We start from the raw sequence: 25,980 nt of genomic DNA, 5'->3' as shown, positions 1-25,980 counted from the left end.
CCATGATCCAGAAAATCGACATGCACGCCCACTTCTTTCCGCCGATCACCCGGAAGGAAGCGGCCGCGCTGGACCCCGTCAACGCGCCGTGGCTGCGGGCTGACGGCGATGGCGCCACCGGCCAGATCATGGCCGGCGACCGGCCGTTCCGGCCCGTAGACGCGACGCTGTGGGACCCGGCGCTGCGCATCGCCCAGATGGACCGCCACGGCGTGGACGTACAGATCCTGTGCGCCACGCCGATCATGTTCGGCTACACCTACCCGGGCCAGGCCGCGGCCGATTGGGCGGCGCGCATGAACGACCTGGCGCTTGAGCATTGCGCCCACGCGCCATCGCGCCTGAAAGCGCTGGCGCAGGTGCCGCTGCAAGACCTGGATCTGGCCTGCAAGGAAGCGTCGCGCTCGCGCGCCGCCGGCCATCTTGGCGTACAGATCGGCAACCACGTCGGTCCGCGCGACCTGGATGACGACACGCTGGTGCAGTTCCTGATCCACTGCGCCAACAACGACATCCCGGTGCTGGTGCATCCGTGGGACATGATGACCGACGGCCGCATGAAGAAATGGATGCTGCCGTGGCTGGTCGCCATGCCCGCCGAAACGCAGCTGGGCATCCTGTCGCTGATCCTGTCCGGCGCCTTCGAACGCATCCCCCGCAGCCTGAAGCTGTGTTTTGCGCACGGCGGCGGCAGCTTCGCCTTCCTGCTGGGCCGCGTGGACAACGCCTGGCGGCATCGCGACATCATCCGCGAAGATTGCCCGCAACTGCCGTCGTCCTACACCGATCGCTTCTATACCGACAGCGCGGTGTTCGACCCGCGCTCGCTGCGTCTGTTGGTCGACGTGATGGGCGAAGACCGCGTGCTGTTGGGATCCGACTATCCCTACCCGCTGGGCGAACAGGAAGTCGGCCGCCTGGTGACGCATGCCGACCTGAGCCCCACAGTGCAGCAGAAGATCCTGCTGCGCAACACGCTGACCTTCTTCGGCCTGAACGCATAACGCGCTTTTCGCACTTCACAACACCACGACCGTGCCACACGGCGACTCAAGGGAAAACACCATGAAACGCACCACCACGCTGGCCGCCGCTGCGGTCATGGGACTGGCCTTATCGGCCACCGCGATGGCCGATGTGAAAATCGGCCTGCTGACGACACTGACCGGCCCCGGCTCCGTGCTGGGCCAGGACCAGCTGGACGGCTTCATGCTGGCCGTGGAGCAAGGCGGCGGCAAGCTGGGCGGCGTACCCGTGCAGGTCATCAAGGAAGACGACCAATTCAAGCCCGAAGTCGGTGTGCAGGCCGCGCGCAAACTGGTGCAAAGCGACAAGGTGCCGATCATCACCGGCGTGGTGTATTCCAACGTAATGTTGGCCGTGGTGCGGCCGGTGACGACCGCCGGCGTGTTCCTGGTGGGTTCCAACGCCGGCCCCACCAATTTGGCGGGCAAGGACTGTTCGCCCTATTTCTTCTCCACGTCCTGGAACAACACGCAGCGCCATGAAGGCAGCGGCGAAATGGCCAACCAGATGGGGTTCAAGAAGGTCTACCTGCTTGCGCCCAACTATCAGGCCGGCAAGGACGCCATGGCCGGTTTCAAGCGCTTCTACAAGGGCGAAGTGGCCAACGAAGTCTTCACCCAGGTCAACCAGCCGGACTATTCCGTGGAACTGGCCGCGCTGGCGGACGCCAAACCGGACGCCGCCTACGTATTCTTTCCCGGCGGCATGGGCGTGAACTTCATCAAGCAATACCGCCAGGCCGGCCTCTTCGGCAAGATTCCGCTGCTGTCGGTGGACACCATCGACGGCGCCACCCTGCCCGCGCTGCAAAAAGACGCGCTGGGCGCCGTGACCAACGTGCCGTACTCGCCCGACCTGGACAACGCCGCCAACAAGGCCTTTGCGGCGGCGTTCCGCCAGAAGTACGGCCGCGAGCCCTCCAGCTATGCGGCGCAATCCTTCGACGCCGCCCAGCTGATCGGCTCGGCCTTGAAGAAGACGGGCGGCAAGACCGACGACAAGGACGCCTTGCGCAAGGCCCTGGAAGCCGCCGATTTCCCATCGGTGCGCGGCGAATTCCGCTATCAGCCCAACCACTTCCCGGTGGCCGGATTCTTCCGCGCCGACGTAGAAGCCGGCGCAGACGGCAAGGTGGCATTCGTGAACAAGGGCCCGATCTTTCCGGACCTGTCCAAAGTCGCCGACCAGTACGCCGCCCAGTGCGTCATGAAGTAAAGCGGGCGGCCAAGACATCTGTCACGGCCGCCGGCAAGAGGTGAACTGATATGTCCACGACGCTGCTGCTGGTGCAGGCCTTGAACGGCCTGCAGCTTGGCATTCTGCTGTTCCTGCTGGCCGCCGGCCTGACGCTGGTGTTCGGCATCATGAATTTCATCAACCTGGCGCACGGCTCGCTCTACATGATGGGCGCCTTCATCGCGGCCACCGTGTTCCGTCACACCGGCTCGTTCCTGGTGGCCGCCGCAGCGGTCATCGCCGGCATGGCGGCGCTGGGCCTGCTGCTGGACCGCATTGCGCTGGCGCGCCTGTATCCGCGCGAACATCTGGACCAGGTGCTGGCCACATTCGGCTTCATCCTGTTCTTCAACGAGCTGACCCGCATCATCTGGGGGCCGGCGCCCATCAGCATGGGCCTGCCATCGTGGCTGTCGGGCACGATCGATATCCTGGGCGTGACGTATCCGCTCTACCGGTTCCTGATCATCGTTGTGGGATTGCTGGTGGCGGCGGGCTGCTACGTGCTGATCCACCGCACGCGGCTGGGCATGCTGATCCGTGCGGGTTCCACCGACCGCATGATGGTCGGCGCGCTGGGGGTGAACATCGCACGGCTGAATACGCTGCTGTTCGTGCTGGGCGCGGTGCTGGCGGGGCTGGCGGGGCTGATGGCCGGCCCCATCCTGTCGGCGCAGACTGGCATGGGCGAGCCCATCCTGATCCTGACGCTGGTGGTGATCGTGATCGGCGGCATCGGCTCGGTGCGCGGCGCCTTTCTGGCCGCGCTGATGGTGGGCCTGATCGACACGCTGGGCCGCGCGCTGCTGCCGACGTTGCTGCGCGCCGCCTTGCCACCCGCCGCGGCCAACGCGGCCGGCCCGGCCATCGCATCGATGCTGATCTACGTGGTGATGGCGCTGGTGCTGGCCTTGCGGCCGCAGGGCCTGTTTCCCGTCAAGCACGGATAAGGGGGAATTCCATGCACAGGCTTTCTCCTCGAACCCTGGTGGCCGGCACATTGCTGCTGTTGCTGGCGCTGGTTCCCGTCTACGCGCAATGGCAAGGCGAACCCTTCCTGCTGGCGCTGTTCGGCCGCGTGCTGGTCTACGGCGTGGCCGCGCTGGCGCTGAACCTGCTGTTGGGATATGGCGGCATGGTCAGTTTCGGCCACGCGTTGTACCTGGGACTGGGCGCGTATTCCGTTGGCGTAATGTCGCACTACGGCATCGAAAGCGGCTGGCTGCATCTGGCGGGCGCGCTCGGCGCGTGCGCCGTGGTGGGGCTGGTCAGCGGTTATGTGGTGATGCGCACCTCGGGCATCGCCTTCATCATGATCACGCTGGCGTTCGCGCAGATGTTCTATTTCCTGGCGACGGGCCTGGACGGCTTCGGCGGCGACGACGGCATGTCGCTGTTCGCAGGCAGCGACTTCGGCGCGTTCCGGCTGGATACGCCGCTGGCTCTGTACTACGCGGCCTTCGGCGTGCTGCTGGCCGTGCTGGGGCTGATGCACCGCATGGTCCACGCGCCCTTCGGCATGGCGTTGCGCGGCTGCCAGGCGAATGAACGGCGCATGCGCGCGCTGGGCTTTCCGACCTTGCGCTACCGCCTGGCTGCGTATGTGATTTCCGCAATGATCTGCGGCGTGGCCGGCGTGTTGCTGGCTAACCTGACGATGTATGTGTCGCCGTCGTACCTGGCCTGGACCACGTCGGGCGAATTGATCGTGATGGTGGTGCTGGGCGGCATCGGCACGCTGTTCGGCCCCGTCGTGGGCGCGCTGGCCTTCCTGTTGCTGGAAGAAGGCTTGAAGCTGCTGACGGACCATTGGATGTTGATCATGGGGCTATTGATCGTCGGCGTAGTGCTGGTGTCGCGACGCGGCGTCTACGGCAATCTGCGCGACACGCCCTGGCGCCGCCGCGCGGCCCGGCCGCTGCGCCAGCCTTCGGGAGAACCGCTATGAGCGCGCTGCGTGTGGAGAATCTGCTCAAGCGCTATGGCGGACTGACCGTCACCGACGACTTGTCGCTGGACGTGCATGCCGGCGAACTGCACGCCGTGATCGGGCCGAACGGCGCGGGCAAGACCACGTTGATCGGCCAGCTCAGCGGCGAACTGCGGCCCGACGGCGGCCGCGTGCTGCTGGACGGCCGCGACATCACCCGCATGCCGGTGGAAAAGCGCGTGCGTCACGGCCTGGCCCGTTCGTACCAGATCACGTCGGTCTTCAAGCCGTTCACGGCCTTGGAGAATGTGGTGATGGCGGTTCAAGCGCGGCGCGGTCACAGCTTCCGCTTCTGGCGCCCGGTGCTGTCCACCGCCGCGCTGACGGACCCCGCCCAAGAGGCCCTGGCGCTGGCCGGCCTGTCCGCCCGCGCCTACACGCCGGCGGGCGAGCTTGCCCACGGCGAACTGCGCCAGCTGGAATTGGCGATGGTGCTGGCCTGCCAGCCGACCTTGCTGCTGCTGGACGAACCGATGGCAGGCATGAGTCAGCACGAGTCCGAAGCCATGACCCGCCTGCTGCTGCAACTGCGCGGGCAATACACGATCCTGCTGGTGGAACACGATATGCAAGCGGTCTTCGCGTTGTCAGACCGCATCACGGTCCTGGTGTACGGCCGGGCGCTTGCTTGCGGCACGGCCGACGACATTCGCAACAACCCGCAGGTGCGCGAGTGCTACCTGGGTAGCGAACGCAGCAGCCGCCGCGCGGCGGGCCAACGCAATCCGGCGGTGCCCGCATGAGCGCCCTGCTGTCACTGCGGGGCGTCACCGCACACTATGGCGCCAGCCAGGCGCTGTTCGGCATCGACCTGGATATCGGGCCCGGTGAATTCGTGACCCTGCTGGGACGCAACGGCATGGGCAAGTCCACGACTGTAAAAACGGTGATGGGGCTGAACCGCGCGTCCCAAGGCAGCATCGTCTTCGACGGACGGGACATCAGCCGGCTACCCGCGTATAAGGTGGCGCAATGCGGCATCGGGCTGGTGCCGGAAGGACGCCACATCTTCCCCAACCTGTCGGTCCGCGAGAACCTGGTCGCCACCGCCCACAACCGCCAGGGCGCGTCGCAACCCTGGACGCTGGACCGGGTGTACGCGCTGTTTCCCCGCCTGTCGGAGCGTGCCCGTCACCTGGGCAGCCATCTGTCGGGCGGCGAACAGCAGATGCTGGCGATCGGCCGGGCGTTGCTGACCAATCCCCGCTTGCTGATCCTGGACGAGGCCACCGAAGGCCTGGCGCCTGTGGTGCGCGAAGAAATCTGGTCCGCACTGGACACGCTGAAGCAGACGGGGCTGGCGGTGCTGTGCATCGACAAGAACCTGGAACCGCTGCTGGCCACGGCCGACCATCACGCCATCGTGGAAAAGGGGCGCGTAGCGTGGACCGGCTCGTCGCAGGCATTCCTGGACGACGAACCGCGGCTGCTACAGTACCTGGGGGTTTAAGGTCTGCGCCCTTAGGTTCGGTGCGCGGGGAGCGCCACGCCCAGGCGTGCGCTCCAGTCCGCCATCTGGTCCCACAGCGCGGGCGGAACGGGGAGGCCGTGCTGCCGCCGTTCGGCCTGCGCGGCGGCCTCCGGGTCGCCCGGCATGCGAGGCGCACCGGGCGCCTGGGACAATTCCATCGCCATCGCCGCCACGACACCGGCCAATGCCGCGCCGCCGGCGAAACGCAACGGATCGATCACAATGAAGAACGCGCCCAACTCGCGCGGGCGATCCAGCGCGTCGTACATGGGCGAGATATGCGGCCCGAACGGATTGCCGTTCAAGGGCCCGCACAGCAGTTCGACCATCATGGCAAGGCCATAGCCCTTGTAGCCGTAGCGCTCGCCGCCCAAGGGGCGCAACGCACGGACGTGATCCGCGTCGACGCAATCATGCCCTTGCGCATCCACCGCCACGCCGGGCGGCAGCGTCACGCCGTCGCGCCGGGCGTTCATGACGCGGTTCCAGGGAATGGCGGTGGTCGCCATGTCCAGGCATAGCGGTTCGGCGCTCGCGCGCGGGAACGCCAGCGAAATGGGATTGGTGCCGAAGAATGCCTGATGGCCCCCAAAAGGCGCGGCGATCGAATCGGAATGCGTGAAGGCGATGCCGATCAGGCCTTGCGCAGCCGCCTTGCGGCTATACAGCCCAATCGCCCCGCAATGCGATGAGTTGCTGACACCGACTGCGGCAATGCCCGCGTCGCGGGCCAGTTCCATCGCCAACGCATTGGCTCGATGCGCCACCACAATGCCCTGTCCTTGGCCGCCATGCAGTTGCGCGGTGCCGGGGCCGGTGCGTTCGATGCGGATCTCGGGGCGGGCCAGGATGGAGCCGTGCGCCACGCGGTTCAGATAATGGGGCAGCCGCGCGATGCCATGGGAGTCGATGCCCCACAGGCTGGTCTGAGCCAGGCTTTCCGCCAGGCACCGCGCATCCTCGTCGGTAAAGCCCTGGGCGCGCAGGCAGTCCTGCCCCCAGCGTCCCCATTCAACAGCATCCACTCGGCATTCCGCATTCATGCAGCACTCCTCAGGTAGCGGCCTCCACGGCGTGCATCACGCCATGCTGACGCAGGGTTTCCAGATGCGCGGCCAGCAGCGAGACGAATTCGGATGCGCCTCCCAGGTCGCCGAACACGGGTTTGAATCCCGACAGCACCATTGCGCGGCGGTGGGCCGCCTGCGACGGCGCCGACGCGCGGGCGGCCACGTCGGCGCGCGCCACCAGCTTGGCCAGGCGTGCCGCCATCGGATCCTGGATCTTGTAGCGGCCGCCCGACTCGTCTTCGCCGCGCAGGTAATGCAGCCAAGCCGCCACCGCCAGCGTCAGGCGCTGGATATCGTCGCCCGTCCGCAAGCGGTCGCGGATCGTGTCCAAGAGGCGCTGCGGGACCTTTTGCGATCCATCCATCGCCACCTGCGACGTCGGGTGCGGCAGCGCCGGGTTGGCGATGCGTGCCAGGAATCGGCGGCGGTATTCCTCCAGTCCGCTATCGGGAATACCCTTCAACGTCGGCGCGATCTCCAGCCGCATCATGGCGTCGACGAAACCGCACAGGGCGGGTGTTTGCACCGACTGGCAGATCGTCTGGTGCCCCAGCAACGCGCCCAGATAGGCAAAGGTGGAATGCGGGCCGTTCACCATGCGCAACTTCAGCCGCTCGTAGGGCGCGGCATTACGCACGAAGGTCGCGCCGCCGTGGCTTTCCCAAGCCGGCCGGCCCGCCGCGAACTTGTCTTCGATGACCCAGTTCATATAGGGCTCGCCGACCACCGGCCAGGCATCCTGCACGCCCAGGCGCTGGGTGATCCGCTGCCGGTCATCGTCGCCGGTGCCCGGCACGATGCGGTCGACCATGGAATTCGGGAAGGTGCAATGCGTGTCGATCCAGTGCGTCAGCCCCACATCCACCCGCAAGGCAAAGGCCAGCACCAGGCTGCGCAAGGTATCGCCATTGCCACGCAGGTTGTCGCAAGACAAGAGCGTGACGGGCGGCAGCCCGCGTTCGCGGCGCAGCGCCAACCCATAGACCAGAATGCCGATCGTGCTGCGCGGGCGGTGCGGGTTGTCGAGGTCGTGCAGGATGTCGGGGTCGTCCCAGCGCAAGTGGCCGGTAGCGGGCTCGTGGCTGTAGCCCTTCTCGGTCACGGTCAGGCTCACGATGCGGGTCTGCGGGTAGGCGATCCGTTCCAGGACGGCGTTGGGATCTTCCTCGGCGACCATCACGCGCAGCACCGAACCCACCACGCGCAGCTGTTCGCGGGTTTCGCCGTCGGGCCCGCCGTCGCGCAGGGCCAAGGTGTACAGGCCGTCTTGCGGCGTCAGCGCATCGCGGGTGGCGGCGCTGCGTAACGAGACACCCAATATGCCCCAACTGAGGTCGCCGCTGGCTTGCATGGCCAGATCCGTCATCACCGCCTGATGCGCACGGTGAAAGGCTCCCAGCCCCAGATGCACGATGCCGGGCGTGAGCCGGCTGCGGTCATAGATGGGTTTTTCCACGTCTGCGGGCAGGCGCGGCAACGACTCCGTATTCAAACGTTCAAGCATGGTTGACCAATGGCGTAAGGCGCCATGCACCTGTCGGATGACCGGCCAGTCGGCGCGCGGATGAGGATATCCGCTGACGCCGATTTCGTCGATATCGGCAGCGTGACCTATTGCAACGCCGGCGCCCGCCATGCCGCCGCTACATCACCGCGCCCAGCGCCCAGGGCACGAATTCGTTCTGGCCGTAGCCGTGCTCTTCGCTGCGCGTACGACGGCCCGAGGCAGTCTGCAGCATCAGCTGGAAGATGCGCTCGCCCATCTGCGCCACGCTCTGCGCACCATCCACAACCTCGCCGCAATTGATGTCGATGTCGTCGCTCTGGCGCTGCCACAGCGCGGTGTTGGTCGACAGCTTCAGGGACGGCGCCGGCGCGCAGCCATAGGCGGAACCGCGCCCCGTGGTGAAGCAGATCAGGTTGGCGCCGCCTGCTACCTGCCCGGTAGCCGACACGGGGTCGTAGCCCGGCGTGTCCATGAACACCAGCCCGCGCGTGCGCACGGGTTCGGCGTACTCGAACACGTCGGTCAGGTTGGTGGTGCCGCTCTTGGCGATCGCGCCCAGCGATTTTTCCAGGATGGTGGTCAGCCCGCCCGCCTTGTTGCCGGCCGACGGGTTGTTGTCCATTTCAGCGTCGTTGCGGGCGCAGTAGTCTTCCCACCAGCGCACCCGGGCCAGCAGCTTGTCTGCCACGGCCGGTGTTTCAGCGCGGCGCGTCAGCAGATGCTCGCCGCCATAGATCTCGGGCGTTTCGGACAGGATAGCGGTGCCGCCGTGCCGCACCAGCAGGTCCACCGCCGCGCCCAACGCCGGGTTGGCGCTGATGCCCGAATAGCCGTCGGACCCGCCGCATTGCAGGCCCACCGTCAGATGGCTGGCCGGCACGGGCTGGCGGCGCACCTGATTGGCTTGTTCCAGCATCCGCTCCGCCAGCTCGATGCCGCGCGCCACTGTCTTGCGCGTGCCGCCGGTGTCCTGGATGTTGAAGGTGTGCAGCAGGCCGCTTTCGCGCAAGCCCTCTTGTTCCATCAGCCCGCCGATCTGGTTGGTTTCGCAACCCAGCCCCACCACCATCAGCCCGCCGAAATTCGCATGGCGCGCATAGCCGCCCAGCGTGCGCCGAAGCACCCGCAAGGGTTCGCCTTCGCTGCCCGTGGCACAGCCCGCGCCGTGCGTCAGCGCCACCACGCCGTCCACGTTCGGACAGGACGCCAGCGCATCGGGGTGGATGTCGCGCCGGAAATGGTCGGCGATGGCGCGTGCCACCGTGGCCGAACAGTTCACGCTGGTCAGGATGCCGATGTAGTTGCGCGTGGCAATGCGCCCGTCGGCGCGCACGATGCCGTCGAACGCGGCCGGTTGCGCCACGTAGTCTGTCGCGTGCGCGCCCTGCCCCACGGCATAGTCGCGCTCGAAGTCCGAGAACTCCAGGTTGTGCGTGTGCACGTGCTGGCCCGGCGCAATGTCTTGCCGCGCCACCCCGATGATCTGGTTGTAGCGGCGCACGGGTTGGCCCGCCGCGATGGCGCGCACGGCCACCTTGTGGCCGGGCGGCACCAGGCCCTGCACCGTCACCCCTTCGCTTTCCAGCCGCGTGCCGCTGACCAGCTGACGCCGGGCGATCACGACGTTGTCGGCCGGGTGGATGCGTATCACTGCCGTGTCGTTCTGGGACATGAGGACTCCGGAAAGTAAGGGGTGCGGATTCAGCGGGCGGTTACCCGTCGATCAGCGCCGGATCCCAGGCATGGACCCGCTGGCGCTGTTCGCCCAGCCCGGCAATGCCCAGCTTCATCTCGTCGCCCGCCTTCAGGTAGACGGGCGCGGGCTTCTGGCCCATGCCCACGCCCGGCGGCGTGCCGGTGCTGATCAGGTCGCCCGGATACAGCGTCATGAAGCGGCTGACATAGGCCACCAATTGCGCCACGCCGAACACCATCGTGCGCGTGCTGCCGTTCTGGTAACGCTTGCCGTTCACTTCCAGCCACATCTCCAGGTCTTGCGGATTGGGGACTTCGTCGGCGGTTGCCAGCCACGGTCCGACCGGGCCAAACGTGTCGCAGCCCTTGCCTTTGTCCCAGGTGCCGCCGCGTTCGATCTGGTATTCGCGCTCGGAAACGTCGTTCACCACGCAGTAGCCCGCCACGTACTTCATGGCGTCGGCTTCGCTGACATAGCGCGCCGTCTCGCCGATCACCACGCCGAGTTCGACTTCCCAGTCGGTCTTGACCGAATCCTGCGGCAGCACGACCGGGTCGTTGGGGCCCACGACGGCGGACGTGGGCTTCATGAAGATGACCGGTTCGGCCGGCACGGCCAGGCCGGATTCGGCGGCATGGTCGGCATAGTTCAGGCCGATGCAGATGAACTTGCCCATCCCGCTCCAGGGCGGCGCCACGCGGCCGGGGTTCGCCACCAGCGGCAGCGCGGACGGGTCCAGCGCACGCAGTTCGGCAAGCTTGGCGCGCCCAAGCGTCTGCGCGGTGATGTCGGGCAGCACGCCGGACAGGTCGCGCACCTTGCCCTGGGCATCGATCAGGCCGGGCTTCTCGGCGCCCTTGGCGCCATAGCGCATCAGTTTCATAGCAGGTTCCTTGTTGCGGAAAGGGTTAAGCGTTCAATTGGACCAGCCGCCGTCGATCACTTGGGTGGTGCCCGTCGTGAAGGCGGATTCGTCGCTGGCAAGATACACCGCCAGCGCGGCGATTTCAGTGGTGCGCCCGATGCGGCCCTTGGGCTGGCGCGCCGTGAAGGCGGCTTCCACCGCGGCAATGGATTGGCCGCTGGCCTGCGCCTGCGCCTCGATGCGCTGGCGCAACGACGGCGACTCTACCGTGCCCGGGCAGATGGCGTTGCAGCGAATGCCCCGGGCCACGAAGTCGGCCGCGACGGCCTTGGTCAGCCCGATGACCGCAGCCTTGGTCGCCCCGTAGGCGCAGCGGTTCGGCGCCCCTTTGATGCTGCCGGCCACCGACGCCATGTTGACGATGGAGCCCGACCCTTGCGCCAGCATGCCGGGCAGGCAGGCGCGGATCAGCCGGTACATGGACCGCACGTTCAGGTTGAAGGAAAAGTCCCAGGCGTCTTCGTCGCAATCCAGGATGGTGCCGGCGTGCACGAAGCCCGCGCCGTTGAACAGCACGTCGATGGCACCCGCGCTGTCGGCCAGCGCCTGGATGGCGCGCCCGTCCGTCACGTCCAGCACCTGGGTGCGGCAACCGGAGAGCGTTTGCAGCGCCCCCGCATTGATGTCCACGGCCAGCACGTCGGCGCCTTCGCGCGCGTACGCCTCGGCCACCGCCCGGCCGATGCCCTGGCCCGCGGCGGTCACGATGGCGGTCTTGCCTTGCAGTCTTCCCGACATGGATGCGCTCCTGTTATTTGCCGGCCATGCCCATTGCAGTGGGCAGCCACAGCGTGATCTGGGGGATGTAGGTGATGGCGATCAGTGCCACGAACAGCGGCACCAGCCAGGGAAGGATGGCCATCGTGGTGCGCTCGACCGACAGGCGCGCCACGCGGGCCAGCACGAACAGCACCATGCCCATGGGTGGATGCAGCAGGCCGATCATCAGGTTCAGGGTCATGATCAGGCCGAAGTGGATCGGGTCGATGCCCAGTTTCAGTACGATGGGTAGCAGGATCGGCACCAGGATCGTGATGGCGGCGATGGTGTCGATGAAGCAGCCGACGATCAGGATCAGCACGTTGGCCATCAGCAGGAACACCCACTTGTTCTGCGTCACGCTCAGGATGGCGTCGGTCAGCGTCTGCGCCGCCTGCGTGGTGGTCAGCAACCAGGCGAAGACGGACGCAGCCGTCACGATGAACAGCACCGAGGCCGTGGTCTCGATGGTGTCGAACGTGGCTTTGGCCAAGGTCTTGAACGTCATCGAGCGGTAGCGCACCAGCCCCAGGAACAGCGCCCAGATGACCGCGGCCACGGCGGCCTCGGTGGGCGTGAACCAGCCCAGCGTCATGCCGCCGATCAGGATCACCGGCGCCATCAACGCCATCACGGCCGAGAAATTGAAACGCCAATCCAGCGCCAGCAATGCGACGAACGCGATGCCGGTCGCCACGTTGGGCGACACGCCGGCCAGCGTCATCAGCCAGATGGATAAGGGAAAGGACAACACGATCAGCACTTCCAGGCCTGCGCCGCCCAGCCGCTTCCAATTGAAGGCCACATCGCCGCCCCAGTTGTTGCGGCGGGCGTAGTAGGCCACGGTCAGCATCATCAGTATCGTCAGCACGGCGCCCGGCAGCAGGCCCGCCAGGAACAGCGAACCGATCGACACGTTGGCCATCATGCCGTAGATCACGAACGGCAGCGACGGCGGAATGATGGGGCCCAAGGTCGCAGACGCGGCGGTGACGCCCACCGCGAATTCGGTCTCGTAGCCATGGTCTTTCATGGCCTTGATCTCGATGGTGCCCAGGCCGGCGGCGTCCGCGATGGCCGTGCCCGACATGCCGGCGAACACCACGGAGCCGATGATGTTCACCTGCCCCAGACCTCCGCGCATCCAGCCCACCAGCGCCACGGCGAAGTTGTAGATGCGCCCGGTGATGCCGGCGATGTTCATCAGGTTGCCGGCCAGGATGAAAAACGGCACGGCCAGCAGCGGGAACGACTCGACGCCCGCGATCATGCGCTGCGCGACCACCACGTCCGGCACGCTGCCGGAGATCAAAACGAACAACAGCGACGCGCCCGCCATGGACACCGCCACCGGCAGGCCCAGGATCATCAACAGTAGAAAGGTTCCAATCAGTGTGCCCATGTCTTGCTCCTGGAAAGGCACTGCGGATTCGTAAGGGTTTCGGTGCTGCGCAGCGATCCGGCGATCTCAGTCCTGCGACTCGTAGGCCGCGGGGTTTTCCAGGATCGAATAACCTTGCCGCCAGTTCTGCACGGACACTTGCAGCGATCGCAGGAACATCATGACGAAGCCCGCCAGCGCGACCCAGTAGACATAGGACTTGTTCCAGAACAGCGTGGTCATGGGCTCGTCGCCCACCAGCACGATGTAGCGGTAGGTCAGCCACACGGCATAGCCGAAAAAGGCCGTGCGCAGGATGTCGATCACCGTCGCCAGCACGCGGCCCACCCGCTTGGGCAGGTAGCGGTACAGGAAATCCACCTGGATATGGCGACAGGCCCGCACGCACATCGCAGAGCCCAGGAACACCACGCCGATCAGGCAGTACACCGCCAGCTCTTCGGTCCAGGCGTAGGAATCGTTCAGCACGTAGCGGGAGAAGAACTGCAGGAAGACCAGCATCGCCATCGTCCAGAACATGGCCAGGCAGATCCAGTCTTCGGGTTGGTAACCCGCCAGGCTGACCTCGTGATGGTCGGCCTCCTCGAAGCTTTGGACGATCTCGTCCACGGACGTCTGGTGCGGGCCTGCCGCAGTGGCAGAGTGGCCGGGCGCAACGCTCGGGCCGTGGCTGGCGGCCGCCATCGGCGCCGCCTTCGCGTTCAAGTGCATGGGGTTCCCCTGGTCGGAATCGGGTGTCGGGCGGCGGGCCGCTAGGGCCCGCCCGCGCGGCTTACTTCACCGCCTGGATCTTTTCCCAATCCGACTTCTGATAGCCGTACTGCTCGAACGGCACCTTCTCCAGCACAGTCTTGCGGAAGTCTTCGACATTGACCTCTGCCACATTCAGCCCGCGCTTCTTGAATACCTCGACCATCTTCTTCTCGCTCTCGGCGACTTCGGACGAGGCCTTTTCCGACGCCTGTTGGGCGACTTCGGAGAAGATCTTCTTGTCTTCGTCGGACAGGCTCTTCCACAGCTTGCCCGAGATCACCGTATTCAGGTGATCGACGATGTGGCCCGTCAGGACGATGTTCTTCTGCACTTCATAGAACTTCTTCGCCTCGATGGTGGTCAACGGGTTTTCCTGCGCTTCCACCGTGCCGTTCTGCAAGGCCAGGTAGACCTCGGCGAACGCGATGGGCGCGGTGTTGGCGCCACAGGCGCGCGGCATCGCCAGGTAGGCCGCCACGTCCGGCACGCGGATCTTCATGCCCTTCATTTCAGAGCATTTGGTGAAGGCGCGGTTGGAGGTCGTCTGGCGCGTGCCGTAATAGGTGGTAGCGACGATGTGGTTGCCGCTTTTCTCGTCGTAGCCGCGGGTGAGCTCTTTGTAGATATCGCTCTTGGTGTAGGCGATCAGGTGTTCGGGATTGCGGAATATGTAGGGGTAGTACGTGACGCCGATGCGGGGAAAGCTCTTGGCGGCAAAGCTGGACCCGGAAATGATCATGTCCACCGTGCCCAAGGTCAGCCCCTGGTTGATGTCGTTTTCCTTGCCCAGCTGAGAGGCGGGATAGACATCGATGTGATAGCGGCCGTTGGTGCGTTTCTCGATCTCCTGGGCCGCCCACACCGACGAGGTATGGAAGGGTTCGGAGGTCTCGTACACATGCGCCCATTTCAGCTTGGTTTGCGCCAGCGCGCTGCCTGTTGCGGCAAGCAGCGCGGCGGCAAACAGCACTTTGATAGCGTTGCCTCGATTCATGATGTCTCCTCTCTCTGAGGTAGCGAGTCCGGCGACTGTCGTCACGCGCCGGCCCGCTTTATGTTTCACATGGGGATTTCACATACAGGTTGCACCTTCGTACAGCGACTACGGTTCCCCGAAGGCGTCAAGACGCCGCCGGTTCTTTGCTATCGGCACGCAACGCGTCCGCGCCCGCCGGCCAACTGGCCGTCAAACGGTCGAACGAGCAAGAAAGATGGTGATGCATGGCGGCCCGCGCGGCGGTCTCGTCGCCGGCCGTGATGGCGGCGATGACGCGGCGGTGCTCGGTGATGGCGACGGCCCAGCTGTCGGGGTTCTCGAAGTAATCGCCCAGCTTCACGGACAGGGGGTTGTGGCGTTCGTCGAACAGTTCGCCCACGACGCGGACCAGGACGGTGTTGCCCGCCATTTCCGCCACGCGCAGATGGAACAGGCGGTCGCCGCGGATGGGCACGCTGCCCGCCTGGGCCTCGTCTTCCATCGCACCCACTGCTTCCAGCAGGCCGTCAACCAGCGCGGGGACGGGGTTGCGGGCCGCCTGGGCGGCAAGTTCGCCTTCGATGGTCCAGCGTGCGCGGATGGTTTCCAGCGGGCTTTCGGCGGTCAGGCTGGCGCGCGGCGCGCCGGCCAGGCTTTGGACGTAGACGCCCGACCCCATGCGCACTTCCACCCACCCTTCGACCTCCAGCGCGATCAGCGCTTCCCGCACCGACGGCCGCGACACGCCCAGCTTCAGCGCCAGGTCGCGCTCGGGCGGCAGCCGGGCGCCGACCGGGAATTCGCCCGCCTCGATCAGCAACCTGAGCTGATCGGCGATCTGGCGATACAAGCGGCGCGGCTCGATAGTCTGGATCGGCATGGGAGTCGGTGGGTGGCAACGACGGAAAGGTAAAGTGGCCTTACCAATTGACCAGAATCGTGCGCCTGCCTTCGATCGGTCACAATTAGGGTTTGCCCATAGCCGCACGTCGCATCACGCGGGCAACCCTTATCTGTTAAAAAGCCGCCACACCCGGCCTTCTTCCGAATCCATGACCTACGACCCGCAACACTCGCCCTTTAAAAGCACCGGCGGCCTGCGCCGCATCCTGAATGCGCTGCGCTACTCCTGGCAGGGCTTGAAAGCGGCCGTCAAATACGAAGCTGCGTTCCGCCAGGAACTGGCGCTGGCCGTGCTGATGATCCCCGCCGCGTTCTTCCTGGGCCGCACCACCGTCGAGGTCTTTTTCCTGGTGGGCACGGTGATCATGGTGCTGGCGGCGGAATTGCTGAATTCCGCGATCGAGGCGCTGGCCGATGCGCTGTCCGTCGAACGCCACCCGCTGCTGGGGCGCGCCAAGGACCTGGGCAGCGCAGCCGTGATGCTGCTGCTGATCTTCGCCGGGGCGGTCTGGATCGGGGTGGCCATCAGCCGTTTCGTCATGCATTGACACGGGCCGCATCCCACGGGGGACGCGCCTGTCTTTATACTGGGAGCCATGATGCCTAAATCGACGTCAGCCCCCTCTCAACGCATCGTCATCGTCGGCGGCGGTGCCGGCGGCCTGGAATTGGCCGCCAAGTTGGGCCGGATCCATGGCCGCCAACACATCGCCCTGGTCGACAGCCGCCCCTTCCATATCTGGAAGCCCTCGCTGCACGAAGCAGCCGCGGGCACGCTGGACATCCACCAGGAAGGCTTGTCCTACCTGATGCTGGCCCACATGAACGGCTTTTCGTTCGCGCAGGGCCGCTTGCTCAGCGTAGACCGGGCGCGCCGCCAGATCGTGGTGGACGCCGTCAACGATTCGCAAGGCCAGGAAGTCCTGCCCCGCCGCGATCTCGGCTACGACACGCTGGTGCTGGCCCTGGGCAGCACCTCCAATTTCTTCAATACGCCCGGCGCGGCCGAACACGCCGTCACGCTCGACACCACCGAAAACGCCGAACAGTTCCGCCTGACCATGCTGAAGGCGATGGCGCAGGTTGACCTGGCCAAGGTGCGCAATCCGTCGGCCCGGCTGGATCTGGTCATCGTGGGCGGCGGCGCCACCGGCGTCGAACTGGCCGTTGAACTGACCGAAGCCAGCCACGTCGTCAGCGCCTACGGCCTGCCGAACTTCCGCGCCGAACGCGACCTGGCCATCACGCTGGTGGAAGGCGCGCCGCGCATCCTGTCGGCGCTGCCCGAAAAGATCTCCGAAGCCGCAACCAACCGGTTGAAGGAACTGGGCATCGGCGTGGAAACGTCCTGCCGCGTCTCGGAAGTGACCGGCAACAGCGTGAAAACCGCGGACGGCCGCGAATTCCCCGCCCAGCTATGCATGTGGGCCGCCGGCATCAAGGGCCCCGCCCTGCTTGCCGACCTGGACCTGCCGCTGAACAAGCTGGGACAGCTGGAAGTGAACGAACGGCTGGAAACCGCCGATCCGCACATCCTGGCGCTGGGCGATTGCTGCTCGGTGCCCTGGCGCGATGGCCGCACGGTGCCCGCCCGCGCCCAGGCCGCGCACCAACAGGCCGATTACCTGGCCAAGAAGCTGACGGCGCGCCTGCGCAACACGGCAGAGCCCACCGGCCCCTATGTCTACCAGGATCACGGTTCGCTGGTGTCGCTGGGCCAGGACGCCGGGGTGGGCAGCCTGATGGGCAAGCTGGCCGGACGGGGACTGTTCGTAAGCGGTACACTGGCGCGCTTGATGTACATGAGCCTGCACCTGATGCACCACAAAGCGGTGCTGGGCATCTCTCGCACCGCCTCCCTGGCCCTGGCCCGCCTGCTTATGCGGCGCACGCGCCCCCGGGTCAAACTGCACTGAACTCCCCCATGAATTTCCTGCAAAAACTCGAACACGCCTGGACCACCAGCAACTCGCTCCTGCAAGTCGGGCTGGATCCCGATCCCCAGCGCTTTCCGCGCGAATTGCAGGACAAGCCGGACGCCATCTTCCAGTTCTGCCGCGACATCGTCGACGCCACCGCGCCCTACGCCTGCAGCTTCAAGCCGCAGATCGCGTATTTCGCCGCGCACCGCGCCGAAGACCAGCTGGAAGCGCTGTGCCAGCACATCCGCGACAAGCACCCGGACCTGCCCATCGTGCTGGACGCCAAGCGTGGCGACATCGGCTCCACCGCCGAGAACTACGCCCGCGAAGCCTACGAGCGCTACCAGGCGCACGCGCTCACCGTCAGCCCCTACATGGGCCTGGATTCCGTCGAGCCCTACCTGGCCTGGCGCGACCGCGGCGTGATCGTGCTGTGCCGCACGTCCAACCCCGGTGGGTCGGACCTGCAGTTCCTGAAGATGGATAACGGCGAACCGCTGTACCTGCACGTCGCAGGCCTGGTGGCCGACAAATGGAACGCCAATGGCCAATGCGGCCTGGTGGTGGGCGCCACGTTCCCGAACGAACTGGCCGCCGTGCGCCAGCGCATCGGCGACGCCCTGCCCCTGCTGGTCCCGGGCATCGGCGCCCAGGGCGGCGACATCACCGCCACCGTGAACGCCGGCGCCAACGCCGCCCGCAGCGGCATGATGATCAACTCCTCGCGCGCCATCATCTACGCCAGCGGCGGCGACGACTGGCGCGAGGCCGCCGGCCGCGCAGCCATGGGCCTGCGCGACGCGATCAACGCGGTGCGTTGAATCTAAAAAAACGGGTTGCTAACAGGCAACCCGTTTTTTTTTCGACCTTAGCGGCGATTGACCGGCGCCCCCACGAACTCCAGCAATCCCCGCAACGCGAATTCCACCGCGGCCTGGCGCACTTGCGTGCGGTCGCCCGGGAACACGTGCGTCACGGCGCGGCTGGTGATGCCCTCGCCCACCCGCATCGCAAAACCGAAGCACACCATGCCAACCGGCTTGCCCGGTGTGGCGCCGCCCGGCCCGGCGATGCCGGTGGTGGACACGGCCACATGCGCGGCAGGCGCCATCAGCAACACGCCATTTGCCATCTCCAGCGCAACGGGTTCGCTGACCGCGCCGAAGTGATGCAGCGCGTCGGGAGAGACGTCCAGCTCTTCCACCTTGGCTTCGTTGCTGTAGGTGACGAATCCCCGCTCGAACCATTCGCTGGAGCCAGCGACCGACGTCATCGCGCCGGCCAGCAGGCCGCCCGTGCAGGATTCCGCAGTGCCCAGCATCCAGCCATGGCGCCGCATCGAATCGCCCAGCCGTTCGGCCAGGCCGACGGTGGTGGCTTCAGTCAACTGGGCGGCCGACAGGTTCGACCGCGATCCCACTTCTTGTTGCTCGTTCATCCCAAGACTCCTGTGCGTGCGACCAGCGCCATCACCAGCAAGGCATAGCCGGCCGCCACGATATCGTCCCACATTACGCCGAAGCCGCCCTTGATATGGGCGTCGAAGAACTTGATGGGCGGCGGCTTGACGATGTCGAACAGGCGGAACAGCCCGAACGCCAGCAACTGCGACAGCCAGCCAGCGGGCGTCAACCAGAGCACCAGCCAGAACGCCACCATCTCGTCCCAGACCATTCCGACATGATCCGGCTGCCCAAGTTCACGGCCGACGCGGTGGCAGGCCCAGCAACCATAAAGAAAGGCCAGCGCCAGGAACACACCGATGGCCATGTCCGACGCGGCGGGCGCGGCCGCCACCCAGATGCCCCAGGCCAGCAAGGTGCCCCAGGTGCCCGAGGCCGGCCGGACGAGGCCGCTGCCCAGGCCAAAGGCGATCAGGCGGCCCGGATCGCGGCACACCCAGGACAGTGACGGATACACGGCCCGCGAGCGTTCACGCATGGACGGGGATGGCTTATCGGTAAGGGACATGGCGTTCCTGGGCCGTTGATAGAGGGGGAATGTCGGTAGGGGAACCGCTGCGGATCAGGCTGCGGGAAAGTGATCGAAACCGGCCGGCAGCGCGGTCATCGGCTGGCCCTGCCCGTCCAGCACGGTGAGGCCCGCCTGCGCCAGCGTGTGGCCCACCCGGGTCACGCGGGCATTGGCTGCGCGGGCGGCTTGCGCCACAGCATCGCGGCGGGCGGCGGGCGCGGTAAAGCACAGCTGATAGACGTCGCCGCCGCCCAGCACCGCGCGGCGCAACAGCGCCTCGTCCAGGCCCGCCAGGGCCGTGGCCGCCGGCATCCGGGCGTACTCCAGGCAAGCGCCCACCCGGCTGGCGGCCAGGATGTGGCCCAGGTCTTGCAGCAGCCCATCGGACAGATCGATGGCGGCGTGCGCGATGCCGCGCAGCGCCAGCCCCAGCGCAACCTGCGGTTGGGGCCATTCCAGTGCGTCACGGGTCGCGGCCAGCAAGGACCCATCGGCCGGATACTGGCCGTCCAGCAGGCGATAGGCCACGTCGGCCGCGCCCAGTTCGCCCGATACCCAGATATCGTCGCCCGCCTGCGCGCCGTCGCGCCGCAGCGCCTGGCCGGCGGGCACGGCGCCGAACACGGTGACGCTGATCGCCAGGTCATGCGCGCTACGCGTGGTGTCGCCGCCGATCAGCGGGCAGCCATGGGCATCGGCCAAGGCGTGAAACCCGTCCGCGAAGGCGGCCAGCCAGGGCTCGTCCAGGCGCGGCAAGGCCAGCCCCAGCACGCAGCCAATCGGCCGGGCGCCCATGGCGGCCAGGTCAGACAGGTTCACGGCCAGGGCCTTGTGGCCCAGGGCGCGAGGATCCACGTCGGGAAAGAAATGGCGGCCTTCCAGCAGCAGGTCGGTGCTGGTGGCGACCTGTTCGCCAGGCGGTACAGGAAACAGGGCGCAATCGTCGCCCACGCCCAGCAGGCCCGCCGGTGCGGTCCGGGTGAAATAGCGCGCGATCAGATCGAATTCGGACGCCACGGCAACTCCGAGAAGCCGGTCGGGAAACCGGCGGTGAAACAAGCCGAAGGGGTCAGACGCAGGCCACGCCTGGCGCACCGGCTAGGGTACGCGCAGGGCGGCATGCGCCTGACCCCTTCGGAGTCCGGCAAGCGCGGGTCAGCGCCGCTGTTGGGCGGCGGCCTGGACCTCGTTCGCACGCACGTCGGCAGCCAGCTTGTCGAGCACGCCGTTGACGAACTTGAAGCCGTCGGTGCCGCCAAACGATTTGGCAAGTTCAACGGCTTCATTGATGGCGACCTTGTACGGCACTTCGACATGATGAATCAGTTCGAAGCTGCCGATCAGCAGGATGCCATGCTCAACGGGCGACAGCTCGGCCAGCGGGCGGTCGACGTAAGGCGTGAACCGCTCGCGCAACGCGGGCGCTTCGCGCAGGACGCCGTGCAGCAAGGTCTTGAACCACTGCGCGTCGGCCTCGGAAAAATCCTCGGTGTCGCGCAGGTGGGCATCGATCTCGCCGGCGTCTTGCGTGCCTTCGCCACCGCGCAGCAGCCACGCGTACACGCCCTGCAGTGCGAATTCGCGTGCACGGCGGCGGGCGCTGCGCGCATTGGCGCGGGCTTGCGCCGCGCTATCAGCGCTGGTCGTCGTCTTCTTCGTCGTCAAAATCTTCGTCCTCGTCTTCGTCGTCTTCGTCTTCTTCCTCAGGTTCCAGCGCCGCCACCAGGTTGGCCATTTCAACGGCCACCTGAGCGCAATCGCGGCCCTTGCCGGCGGCGCGGGCTTGCGCCTGCTCGTCGGTGTCGACGGTCAACACGCCGTTTGCGACGGGGATGCCGGTTTCCAGGGAGATACGGGTGATTGCCATGGCCATTTCATTGCTGACCACTTCAAAGTGATAGGTCTCGCCACGGATGACGGCGCCCAGCGCGATCAAGGCGTCGAATTCAAACGTTTCGGCCATGTGGGACAGGGCCACGCCCAGTTCCAGGGCGCCGGGAACGGTGGCGACCATCACGTCGCGCTCGTCCACGCCCAGTTCGGCCAGTTCCTTCAGGCACGCTTCGAGTTCGGCCTGGCCGATTTCTTCATTGAAGCGGGCGCGTACGATGCCGATGTGCAGCCCTTCGCCGTTCAGGTCGGGGGTAAGGATGTAAGGGTTCATGTGTCGGCCTTCAGTGTGTTGCGGGAGTATTCTGCGGGTCGCAATCGTAACCCGTAATGGTGAGCGAAAAGCCCGCCATGCTGGGCATCTTGCGCGGCCGGGCCAGCAGCTTCATCTGGCCCACATTCAGGTCGCGCAGGATCTGGGCGCCGATGCCGTAAGTGCGCAGGCCGAAACGGTCCGTGCTGGCGGCCGCGTCGGCCTGGGCCTTCGGGTCGTTCCAGCCGGCGATCTGGCCGAACAGGTGCTCGGTGGACGATTGGCAGTTCATCAACACCAGCACCCCGGCCGGAGCGGCTGCAATGGCCTGCAGGGCTTGCGCCACGCCCCAGCTATGCGGGCTGGCGCCGGTATCCAGCACGTCCAGCACGGAGGCCGGCTCGTGCACGCGCACCAGCGTTTCGACGTCGGGGCTCACGTTACCATGCACCAGCGCCAAATGGGCGGAGCCGGTGGCCGCGTCTTCATAGGCCACGGCCTCGAAGGTGCCCCAGGCCGTCTGCATGGGGCGCTTGCCCACGCGCTTGACGATGGATTCGTGTTCGCTGCGGTATTGGATCAGGTCGGCGATCGTGCCGATCTTCAGGTTGTGCTGGCGGCCGAATTCCACCAGGTCCGGCAGGCGGGCCATGGTGCCGTCCGGCTTGAGGATTTCGCAGATCACCGCGGCGGGCGTCAGGCCGGCCATGGCGGTCAGATCGCAGCCAGCTTCGGTGTGGCCGGCGCGCACCAGCACGCCGCCGGGCACCGCCCGCACGGGGAAGATGTGGCCAGGCTGGACCAGGTCGGCCGGCTTGGCGTCGCGCGCCACCGCCACCTGAATGGTGCGGGCGCGGTCGGCGGCCGAAATACCGGTTTCGACGCCCACGGCGGCTTCGATCGACTGCGTGAAATTGGTGCCGTATCGCGTACCGTTACGGGCCGCCATCATGGGCAGCTCGAGTTGGCGGCAGCGCTCTTCGGTCAGCGTCAGGCACACCAGGCCGCGGCCGTGGGTCACCATGAAGTTGATGGCTTCAGGCGTGACGAATTCGGCGGCCATGACCAGGTCGCCTTCATTTTCACGGTCTTCTTCGTCAACAAGAATGACGATACGGCCGGCGCGCAGCTCGGCGATGATCTCGGCAACGGAAGCGATACCGAAGGATTCCGGCTCGGAGCCGGGCAAAGAGGACAACTGGACGGACATGGCGGGCACGCAAACCAGGCGGGAAAGCCCGGATTTTACCGCCCCTGGCGCCGGATCCCCTATCGGGCCGCCAGAACGGCGTCCAGCCGGGCCATCCGGTTAAACTTTCGGCCGGAGATCCCCCCATAAAAATCACGTCCCCAACGAGGAAAAACCCCATGCAAGCCCTTGCGGCCATGCCTTTGACCGTCGCCGCGGCGGTTCGGGTCGTCCTGACCGACATCGACGACACGCTGACCACCGAAGGCCGCCTGCCGGCCGACGCCTACGCCGCGCTGGAGCGCCTGGAACAGGCGGGCATCCAGGTGGTGCCGATCACCGGCCGCCCAGCTGGCTGGTGCGACCATATCGCCCGCATGTGGCCCGTGCGCGCCGTGGTGGGGGAGAACGGCGCCTTCTACTACGCCTACGACCGCCAGGCCCGCCGCATGACGACCCATTACTGGACGGACGCCGCCTCGCGCCAGGCCAGCCGCAAGCAGCTCGACGCGATCCGCGCCCGCGTCCTGGCCGAAGTGCCGGGCTCGGCCGTCGCCAGCGACCAGGACTACCGTGTGGCCGACCTGGCCATCGACTTCTGCGAAGACGTGCCCGCCCTGCCCGACTCGGCCATCAGCAAGATCGTCCAGATCTTCCACGACGCCGGCGCCCAGGCCAAAGTCAGTTCGATCCACGTCAACGGCTGGTTCGGCGACTACGACAAGCTGACCATGACCCGCACCATGTTCCAGCGCGAATTCGGCGCGGACGTGGCCAGCGCCCTGGACAGCACGCTGTTCATCGGCGATTCGCCCAACGACGAACCCATGTTCGCGTACTTCCCGATTTCAGTCGGCGTGGCCAACATCCAGGCCCAGCTGCATCGCCTGACGCATCGCCCCGCCTTTGTCGCCGCCTTCCACGGCGGCGCGGGTTTCGTCGAAATGGCGAACCGGCTGCTGGCGGCCCGCCAGGCCCCGCAGTTGCACGCGCAACCGGCCTGAGGTCCGCACACCGTGGCCACCACCAAGACTCCCGCCCCCGCCGCCAACGACGGCCGCCGCAGCATCCAGTCCATCGAAGTTGGCGTGCCGCTGCTGGCCGCCCTGGTCGACGCCGCCAAGCCCCTGACCCTGCGCGACCTGGCTGCGGGCGCCGGCATGACGTCCGCCAAGGCGCATCCCTACCTGGTCAGCTTCATCCGCGTGGGCCTGGTGCAGCAAGACGCCATCACCGGCCAGTACGAGCTGGGCCCCTTCGCCTTGCAGATGGGCCTGGTCAGCCTGCAACGGCTGGACCCGGTGCGCATCGCCATGCCCGAGATCGCCAAGCTGCAATCCGAGATCGGCCATACGCTGGGCATCGCGGTGCTGGGCTCGCACGGGCCCACCATGATCCACATGACCGAAGCCAGCTACCCGGTGCACGTGAACATGCGCAAGGGCACCGTGATGTCCATGCTGCACACCGCCACCGGCCTGGTATTCGCGGCCTGGCTGCCGCCCAAGGTCAGCGAGCACTACATCGCCCGCGAAGAGGGCGATACGGCCGTCATCGCCAGCGTGCCGCCCCCACGCAAGGCCTCGCGCGCCAACATCGAAGCCCAGTTGGCCGACATCCGCGTGCACGGCATGGCCCGCGCGCTGGGCAACCCGCTGCCGGGCGTGGACGCCTTGTCGGTGCCCGTGTTCGACAACACCGGCAACATCGTCCTGGGGCTGACCAGCCTGGGGCCGACGGGCCTGTTCGACGTGAGCTGGGACGGCGCCATTGCCCGGCCGCTGCTGGCCTGCGCGCAGGAGATCTCGCGCAAGCTCGGCTACCGGGCCTGACACGGAGTTGGCTCGGGTCTGGCCCCCGGGTCCGGCTCGGACCCGGTGTCGGGCTTGTTCGATTGATCGCAAACAAACGAACATAAAGCGAACAATTCGAACAAAACACGAAAAGAAAGGCAGGGACTTTCCCAAGTGTGCCCGTCCCCGCTTGTGTGGTTGAATTCAGCAAATATTCAAATTCATCCCACAAGAGGAGACAAACCATGCACGCAATGCGTCTATTGCAAGCGGCCGCCCTGGCCGCGTTCGCCGTTGGCGGCACCGCCGCCCACGCCGCCGACACCTGCTCCAACCGGGGCGACCTGGACCAGATGTATTGCGACGCCAATAACGATCTGGTGGCCGATACCCCCACCGACGCTTCCAAGCAGAAGACGCCGTCGACCCTGGTGTTCACCTACACCCCGGTCGAAGACCCGGCGGTCTACGAAGACATCTTCAAGCCGTTCACCAAACACCTGTCCGAATGCACGGGCAAGCGCGTCGTGTTCTACCAGGTACAAAGCAACGCCGCCGAAATCGAAGCCATGCGCTCGGGCCGCCTGCACGTGGGCGGCTTTTCGACCGGCCCGACCGCGTTCGCCGTGAACATCGCCGGCGCCGTGCCGTTCGCCGTCAAGGGCTATGCCGACGGTTTCCAGGGCTACAACCTGATCGTCATCGTCAAGAAGGACAGCCCCTACCAGAAGCTGACCGACTTGAAGGGCAAGAAGCTGGCGCACACCGCGCCGTCCTCGAACTCGGGCCACATGGCGCCCGTGGCGCTCTTCCCCAAGGAAGGCCTGACGCCGGACAAGGACTACAAGGTGGTCTTCTCGGGCAAGCACGACCAGTCCGTCATGGGCGTGAACTCCGGCGACTATGACGCCGCCGCCGTGGCCTCCGACGTGTTCAAGCGCATGGTCGAACGCGGCCAGGTCAAGGAAGCCGACTTCCGCGTGATCTACAAGAGCGAGAAATTCCCCACCTCGTCGTTCGCCTACGCGCATGACCTGGAGCCGAAGTTCCGCGACCAGATGCTCAAGTGCTTCTACGACTACCGCTTCCCCGCGGAGATGTCGAAGGCCTTCGACGGCGCCGACCGCTTCTATCCGGTGACCTATCAGAAGGACTGGGCCATCGTCCGCCAAGTGGCTGAATCGGGTGGCGAAAGCTTCAACCGCGCCGCCTACGACCGCGAATCCGCCAAGAGCAAGAAGTAAT

27 protein-coding genes are annotated in these 25,980 nt (G+C 66.3%); 12 read left to right on the top strand and 15 right to left on the bottom strand.

Annotation, left to right across the window (positions count from 1 at the left end; genetic code table 11):
• The first annotated feature begins 2 nt into the window (after positions 1–2).
• The 6 genes from CEY09_RS15485 to CEY09_RS15460 all read left to right on the top strand — a co-directional run bounded on the left by CEY09_RS15485 (position 3) and on the right by CEY09_RS15460 (position 5,702).
• The gene (locus CEY09_RS15485) at positions 3–1,004 is read left to right on the top strand and encodes an amidohydrolase family protein (RefSeq protein ID WP_088589319.1); all 1,002 of its coding nucleotides are present in this window, start codon (positions 3–5) and stop codon (positions 1,002–1,004) included.
• Between the two features lie 61 nt (positions 1,005–1,065).
• The gene (locus tag CEY09_RS15480; protein WP_088589318.1) at positions 1,066–2,241 is read left to right on the top strand and encodes an ABC transporter substrate-binding protein; all 1,176 of its coding nucleotides are present in this window, start codon (positions 1,066–1,068) and stop codon (positions 2,239–2,241) included.
• Between the two features lie 50 nt (positions 2,242–2,291).
• Positions 2,292–3,212, top strand: coding sequence for a branched-chain amino acid ABC transporter permease (locus CEY09_RS15475; protein WP_088589317.1), 921 nt, complete (start codon positions 2,292–2,294; stop codon positions 3,210–3,212).
• Positions 3,213–3,223: 11 nt separating this feature from the next.
• Positions 3,224–4,210: a branched-chain amino acid ABC transporter permease gene (locus tag CEY09_RS15470; protein ID WP_088589316.1), complete on the top strand. Its 987-nt coding sequence runs from the start codon at positions 3,224–3,226 to the stop codon at positions 4,208–4,210.
• Positions 4,207–4,995, top strand: a complete 789-nt coding sequence (locus CEY09_RS15465; RefSeq protein WP_088589315.1) for an ABC transporter ATP-binding protein — start codon at positions 4,207–4,209, stop codon at positions 4,993–4,995. Before CEY09_RS15470 ends, CEY09_RS15465 begins: the two co-directional genes overlap by 4 nt.
• Positions 4,992–5,702 (top strand): ABC transporter ATP-binding protein, encoded by a 711-nt coding sequence (locus tag CEY09_RS15460; protein WP_088589314.1) that lies wholly within the window; start codon positions 4,992–4,994, stop codon positions 5,700–5,702. Before CEY09_RS15465 ends, CEY09_RS15460 begins: the two co-directional genes overlap by 4 nt.
• 11 nt (positions 5,703–5,713) lie before the next feature.
• Here CEY09_RS15460 and CEY09_RS15455 read toward each other — a convergent pair whose 3' ends face one another.
• The 9 genes from CEY09_RS15455 to CEY09_RS15415 form a co-directional block, all read right to left on the bottom strand.
• Entirely contained in the window at positions 5,714–6,766 is a 1,053-nt protein-coding gene (locus CEY09_RS15455; RefSeq protein WP_088589313.1) for an Ldh family oxidoreductase, read from the bottom strand.
• A gap of 10 nt (positions 6,767–6,776) precedes the next feature.
• Positions 6,777–8,297: a mannitol dehydrogenase family protein gene (locus CEY09_RS15450; protein ID WP_088589605.1), complete on the bottom strand. Its 1,521-nt coding sequence runs from the start codon at positions 8,295–8,297 to the stop codon at positions 6,777–6,779.
• 139 nt (positions 8,298–8,436) lie between these two features.
• Positions 8,437–9,972 carry a UxaA family hydrolase gene (locus CEY09_RS15445; protein WP_088589312.1) on the bottom strand — a complete coding sequence of 512 codons (1,536 nt, stop codon included), beginning with the start codon at positions 9,970–9,972 and terminating at the stop codon, positions 8,437–8,439.
• Between the two features lie 40 nt (positions 9,973–10,012).
• Positions 10,013–10,879: a fumarylacetoacetate hydrolase family protein gene (locus tag CEY09_RS15440; RefSeq protein ID WP_088589311.1), complete on the bottom strand. Its 867-nt coding sequence runs from the start codon at positions 10,877–10,879 to the stop codon at positions 10,013–10,015.
• Between the two features lie 33 nt (positions 10,880–10,912).
• A complete protein-coding gene (locus tag CEY09_RS15435; RefSeq protein WP_088589310.1) occupies positions 10,913–11,659 on the bottom strand; it encodes an SDR family oxidoreductase in 747 nt (248 codons plus the stop codon).
• A gap of 13 nt (positions 11,660–11,672) precedes the next feature.
• On the bottom strand, positions 11,673–13,082 hold the full coding sequence (locus tag CEY09_RS15430) for a TRAP transporter large permease (RefSeq protein WP_006227624.1): 1,410 nt from the start codon (positions 13,080–13,082) through the stop codon (positions 11,673–11,675).
• 66 nt (positions 13,083–13,148) lie between these two features.
• Entirely contained in the window at positions 13,149–13,793 is a 645-nt protein-coding gene (locus tag CEY09_RS15425) for a TRAP transporter small permease (RefSeq protein ID WP_088589309.1), read from the bottom strand.
• Between the two features lie 61 nt (positions 13,794–13,854).
• A complete protein-coding gene (locus CEY09_RS15420; RefSeq protein WP_006227622.1) occupies positions 13,855–14,829 on the bottom strand; it encodes a sialic acid TRAP transporter substrate-binding protein SiaP in 975 nt (324 codons plus the stop codon).
• A gap of 127 nt (positions 14,830–14,956) precedes the next feature.
• Positions 14,957–15,691, bottom strand: a complete 735-nt coding sequence (locus tag CEY09_RS15415) for a FadR/GntR family transcriptional regulator (protein WP_088589308.1) — start codon at positions 15,689–15,691, stop codon at positions 14,957–14,959.
• Positions 15,692–15,863: 172 nt separating this feature from the next.
• On the opposite strand from CEY09_RS15415, the gene CEY09_RS15410 reads away from it, so the two are divergent.
• The 3 genes from CEY09_RS15410 to pyrF are packed head-to-tail and all read left to right on the top strand — an operon-like array spanning position 15,864 to position 18,457.
• The gene (locus CEY09_RS15410) at positions 15,864–16,262 is read left to right on the top strand and encodes a diacylglycerol kinase (protein ID WP_006227620.1); all 399 of its coding nucleotides are present in this window, start codon (positions 15,864–15,866) and stop codon (positions 16,260–16,262) included.
• A 48-nt stretch (positions 16,263–16,310) separates the two neighbouring features.
• Positions 16,311–17,630, top strand: coding sequence for an NAD(P)/FAD-dependent oxidoreductase (locus tag CEY09_RS15405; protein ID WP_088589307.1), 1,320 nt, complete (start codon positions 16,311–16,313; stop codon positions 17,628–17,630).
• 8 nt (positions 17,631–17,638) lie between these two features.
• On the top strand, positions 17,639–18,457 hold the full coding sequence (gene pyrF / locus CEY09_RS15400) for an orotidine-5'-phosphate decarboxylase (protein WP_006227618.1): 819 nt from the start codon (positions 17,639–17,641) through the stop codon (positions 18,455–18,457).
• Between the two features lie 47 nt (positions 18,458–18,504).
• Here the strand turns inward: pyrF and CEY09_RS15395 are convergent, their stop codons facing one another.
• The 6 genes from CEY09_RS15395 to ribBA all read right to left on the bottom strand — a co-directional run bounded on the left by CEY09_RS15395 (position 18,505) and on the right by ribBA (position 22,963).
• Entirely contained in the window at positions 18,505–19,074 is a 570-nt protein-coding gene (locus CEY09_RS15395; RefSeq protein ID WP_088589306.1) for a CinA family protein, read from the bottom strand.
• Positions 19,071–19,577, bottom strand: a complete 507-nt coding sequence (locus CEY09_RS15390) for a phosphatidylglycerophosphatase A family protein (protein WP_088589305.1) — start codon at positions 19,575–19,577, stop codon at positions 19,071–19,073. The genes CEY09_RS15395 and CEY09_RS15390 overlap by 4 nt, the downstream gene beginning before the upstream one ends.
• A gap of 84 nt (positions 19,578–19,661) precedes the next feature.
• A complete protein-coding gene (gene thiL, locus CEY09_RS15385) occupies positions 19,662–20,627 on the bottom strand; it encodes a thiamine-phosphate kinase (RefSeq protein WP_088589304.1) in 966 nt (321 codons plus the stop codon).
• 138 nt (positions 20,628–20,765) lie between these two features.
• Positions 20,766–21,275 carry a transcription antitermination factor NusB gene (gene nusB, locus CEY09_RS15380; RefSeq protein WP_006227614.1) on the bottom strand — a complete coding sequence of 170 codons (510 nt, stop codon included), beginning with the start codon at positions 21,273–21,275 and terminating at the stop codon, positions 20,766–20,768.
• Complete coding sequence (ribH, locus tag CEY09_RS15375) at positions 21,244–21,774, bottom strand: 6,7-dimethyl-8-ribityllumazine synthase (protein ID WP_006227613.1); 531 nt, start codon at positions 21,772–21,774, stop codon at positions 21,244–21,246. Before ribH ends, nusB begins: the two co-directional genes overlap by 32 nt.
• 10 nt (positions 21,775–21,784) lie before the next feature.
• The gene (ribBA, locus tag CEY09_RS15370; protein ID WP_006227612.1) at positions 21,785–22,963 is read right to left on the bottom strand and encodes a bifunctional 3,4-dihydroxy-2-butanone-4-phosphate synthase/GTP cyclohydrolase II; all 1,179 of its coding nucleotides are present in this window, start codon (positions 22,961–22,963) and stop codon (positions 21,785–21,787) included.
• 158 nt (positions 22,964–23,121) lie between these two features.
• On the opposite strand from ribBA, the gene CEY09_RS15365 reads away from it, so the two are divergent.
• The 3 genes from CEY09_RS15365 (at position 23,122) to phnD (ending at position 25,979) form a co-directional block, all read left to right on the top strand.
• Positions 23,122–23,946, top strand: a complete 825-nt coding sequence (locus CEY09_RS15365) for an HAD-IIB family hydrolase (RefSeq protein ID WP_088589303.1) — start codon at positions 23,122–23,124, stop codon at positions 23,944–23,946.
• Positions 23,947–23,958: 12 nt separating this feature from the next.
• A complete protein-coding gene (locus CEY09_RS15360; RefSeq protein WP_006227610.1) occupies positions 23,959–24,774 on the top strand; it encodes an IclR family transcriptional regulator in 816 nt (271 codons plus the stop codon).
• Positions 24,775–24,980: 206 nt separating this feature from the next.
• A complete protein-coding gene (phnD, locus tag CEY09_RS15355) occupies positions 24,981–25,979 on the top strand; it encodes a phosphate/phosphite/phosphonate ABC transporter substrate-binding protein (protein ID WP_006227609.1) in 999 nt (332 codons plus the stop codon).
• Position 25,980 lies beyond the last annotated feature (1 nt).

Source organism: Achromobacter marplatensis (assembly GCF_002209535.1).
Taxonomy (GTDB): domain Bacteria; phylum Pseudomonadota; class Gammaproteobacteria; order Burkholderiales; family Burkholderiaceae_B; genus Achromobacter; species Achromobacter marplatensis.
This window is presented reverse-complemented; position numbering and strand designations above follow the sequence as displayed.

Coding starts and splice junctions, on each gene's coding strand:
- CEY09_RS15485 (WP_088589319.1), top strand. CDS start 3: ATGATCCAGAAAATCGACATGCACGCCCACTTCTTTCCGCCGATCACC.
- CEY09_RS15480 (WP_088589318.1), top strand. CDS start 1,066: ATGAAACGCACCACCACGCTGGCCGCCGCTGCGGTCATGGGACTGGCC.
- CEY09_RS15475 (WP_088589317.1), top strand. CDS start 2,292: ATGTCCACGACGCTGCTGCTGGTGCAGGCCTTGAACGGCCTGCAGCTT.
- CEY09_RS15470 (WP_088589316.1), top strand. CDS start 3,224: ATGCACAGGCTTTCTCCTCGAACCCTGGTGGCCGGCACATTGCTGCTG.
- CEY09_RS15465 (WP_088589315.1), top strand. CDS start 4,207: ATGAGCGCGCTGCGTGTGGAGAATCTGCTCAAGCGCTATGGCGGACTG.
- CEY09_RS15460 (WP_088589314.1), top strand. CDS start 4,992: ATGAGCGCCCTGCTGTCACTGCGGGGCGTCACCGCACACTATGGCGCC.
- CEY09_RS15455 (WP_088589313.1), bottom strand. CDS start 6,766: ATGAATGCGGAATGCCGAGTGGATGCTGTTGAATGGGGACGCTGGGGG.
- CEY09_RS15450 (WP_088589605.1), bottom strand. CDS start 8,297: ATGCTTGAACGTTTGAATACGGAGTCGTTGCCGCGCCTGCCCGCAGAC.
- CEY09_RS15445 (WP_088589312.1), bottom strand. CDS start 9,972: ATGTCCCAGAACGACACGGCAGTGATACGCATCCACCCGGCCGACAAC.
- CEY09_RS15440 (WP_088589311.1), bottom strand. CDS start 10,879: ATGAAACTGATGCGCTATGGCGCCAAGGGCGCCGAGAAGCCCGGCCTG.
- CEY09_RS15435 (WP_088589310.1), bottom strand. CDS start 11,659: ATGTCGGGAAGACTGCAAGGCAAGACCGCCATCGTGACCGCCGCGGGC.
- CEY09_RS15430 (WP_006227624.1), bottom strand. CDS start 13,082: ATGGGCACACTGATTGGAACCTTTCTACTGTTGATGATCCTGGGCCTG.
- CEY09_RS15425 (WP_088589309.1), bottom strand. CDS start 13,793: ATGCACTTGAACGCGAAGGCGGCGCCGATGGCGGCCGCCAGCCACGGC.
- CEY09_RS15420 (WP_006227622.1), bottom strand. CDS start 14,829: ATGAATCGAGGCAACGCTATCAAAGTGCTGTTTGCCGCCGCGCTGCTT.
- CEY09_RS15415 (WP_088589308.1), bottom strand. CDS start 15,691: ATGCCGATCCAGACTATCGAGCCGCGCCGCTTGTATCGCCAGATCGCC.
- CEY09_RS15410 (WP_006227620.1), top strand. CDS start 15,864: ATGACCTACGACCCGCAACACTCGCCCTTTAAAAGCACCGGCGGCCTG.
- CEY09_RS15405 (WP_088589307.1), top strand. CDS start 16,311: ATGATGCCTAAATCGACGTCAGCCCCCTCTCAACGCATCGTCATCGTC.
- pyrF (WP_006227618.1), top strand. CDS start 17,639: ATGAATTTCCTGCAAAAACTCGAACACGCCTGGACCACCAGCAACTCG.
- CEY09_RS15395 (WP_088589306.1), bottom strand. CDS start 19,074: ATGAACGAGCAACAAGAAGTGGGATCGCGGTCGAACCTGTCGGCCGCC.
- CEY09_RS15390 (WP_088589305.1), bottom strand. CDS start 19,577: ATGCGTGAACGCTCGCGGGCCGTGTATCCGTCACTGTCCTGGGTGTGC.
- ribH (WP_006227613.1), bottom strand. CDS start 21,774: ATGAACCCTTACATCCTTACCCCCGACCTGAACGGCGAAGGGCTGCAC.
- ribBA (WP_006227612.1), bottom strand. CDS start 22,963: ATGTCCGTCCAGTTGTCCTCTTTGCCCGGCTCCGAGCCGGAATCCTTC.
- CEY09_RS15365 (WP_088589303.1), top strand. CDS start 23,122: ATGCAAGCCCTTGCGGCCATGCCTTTGACCGTCGCCGCGGCGGTTCGG.
- phnD (WP_006227609.1), top strand. CDS start 24,981: ATGCACGCAATGCGTCTATTGCAAGCGGCCGCCCTGGCCGCGTTCGCC.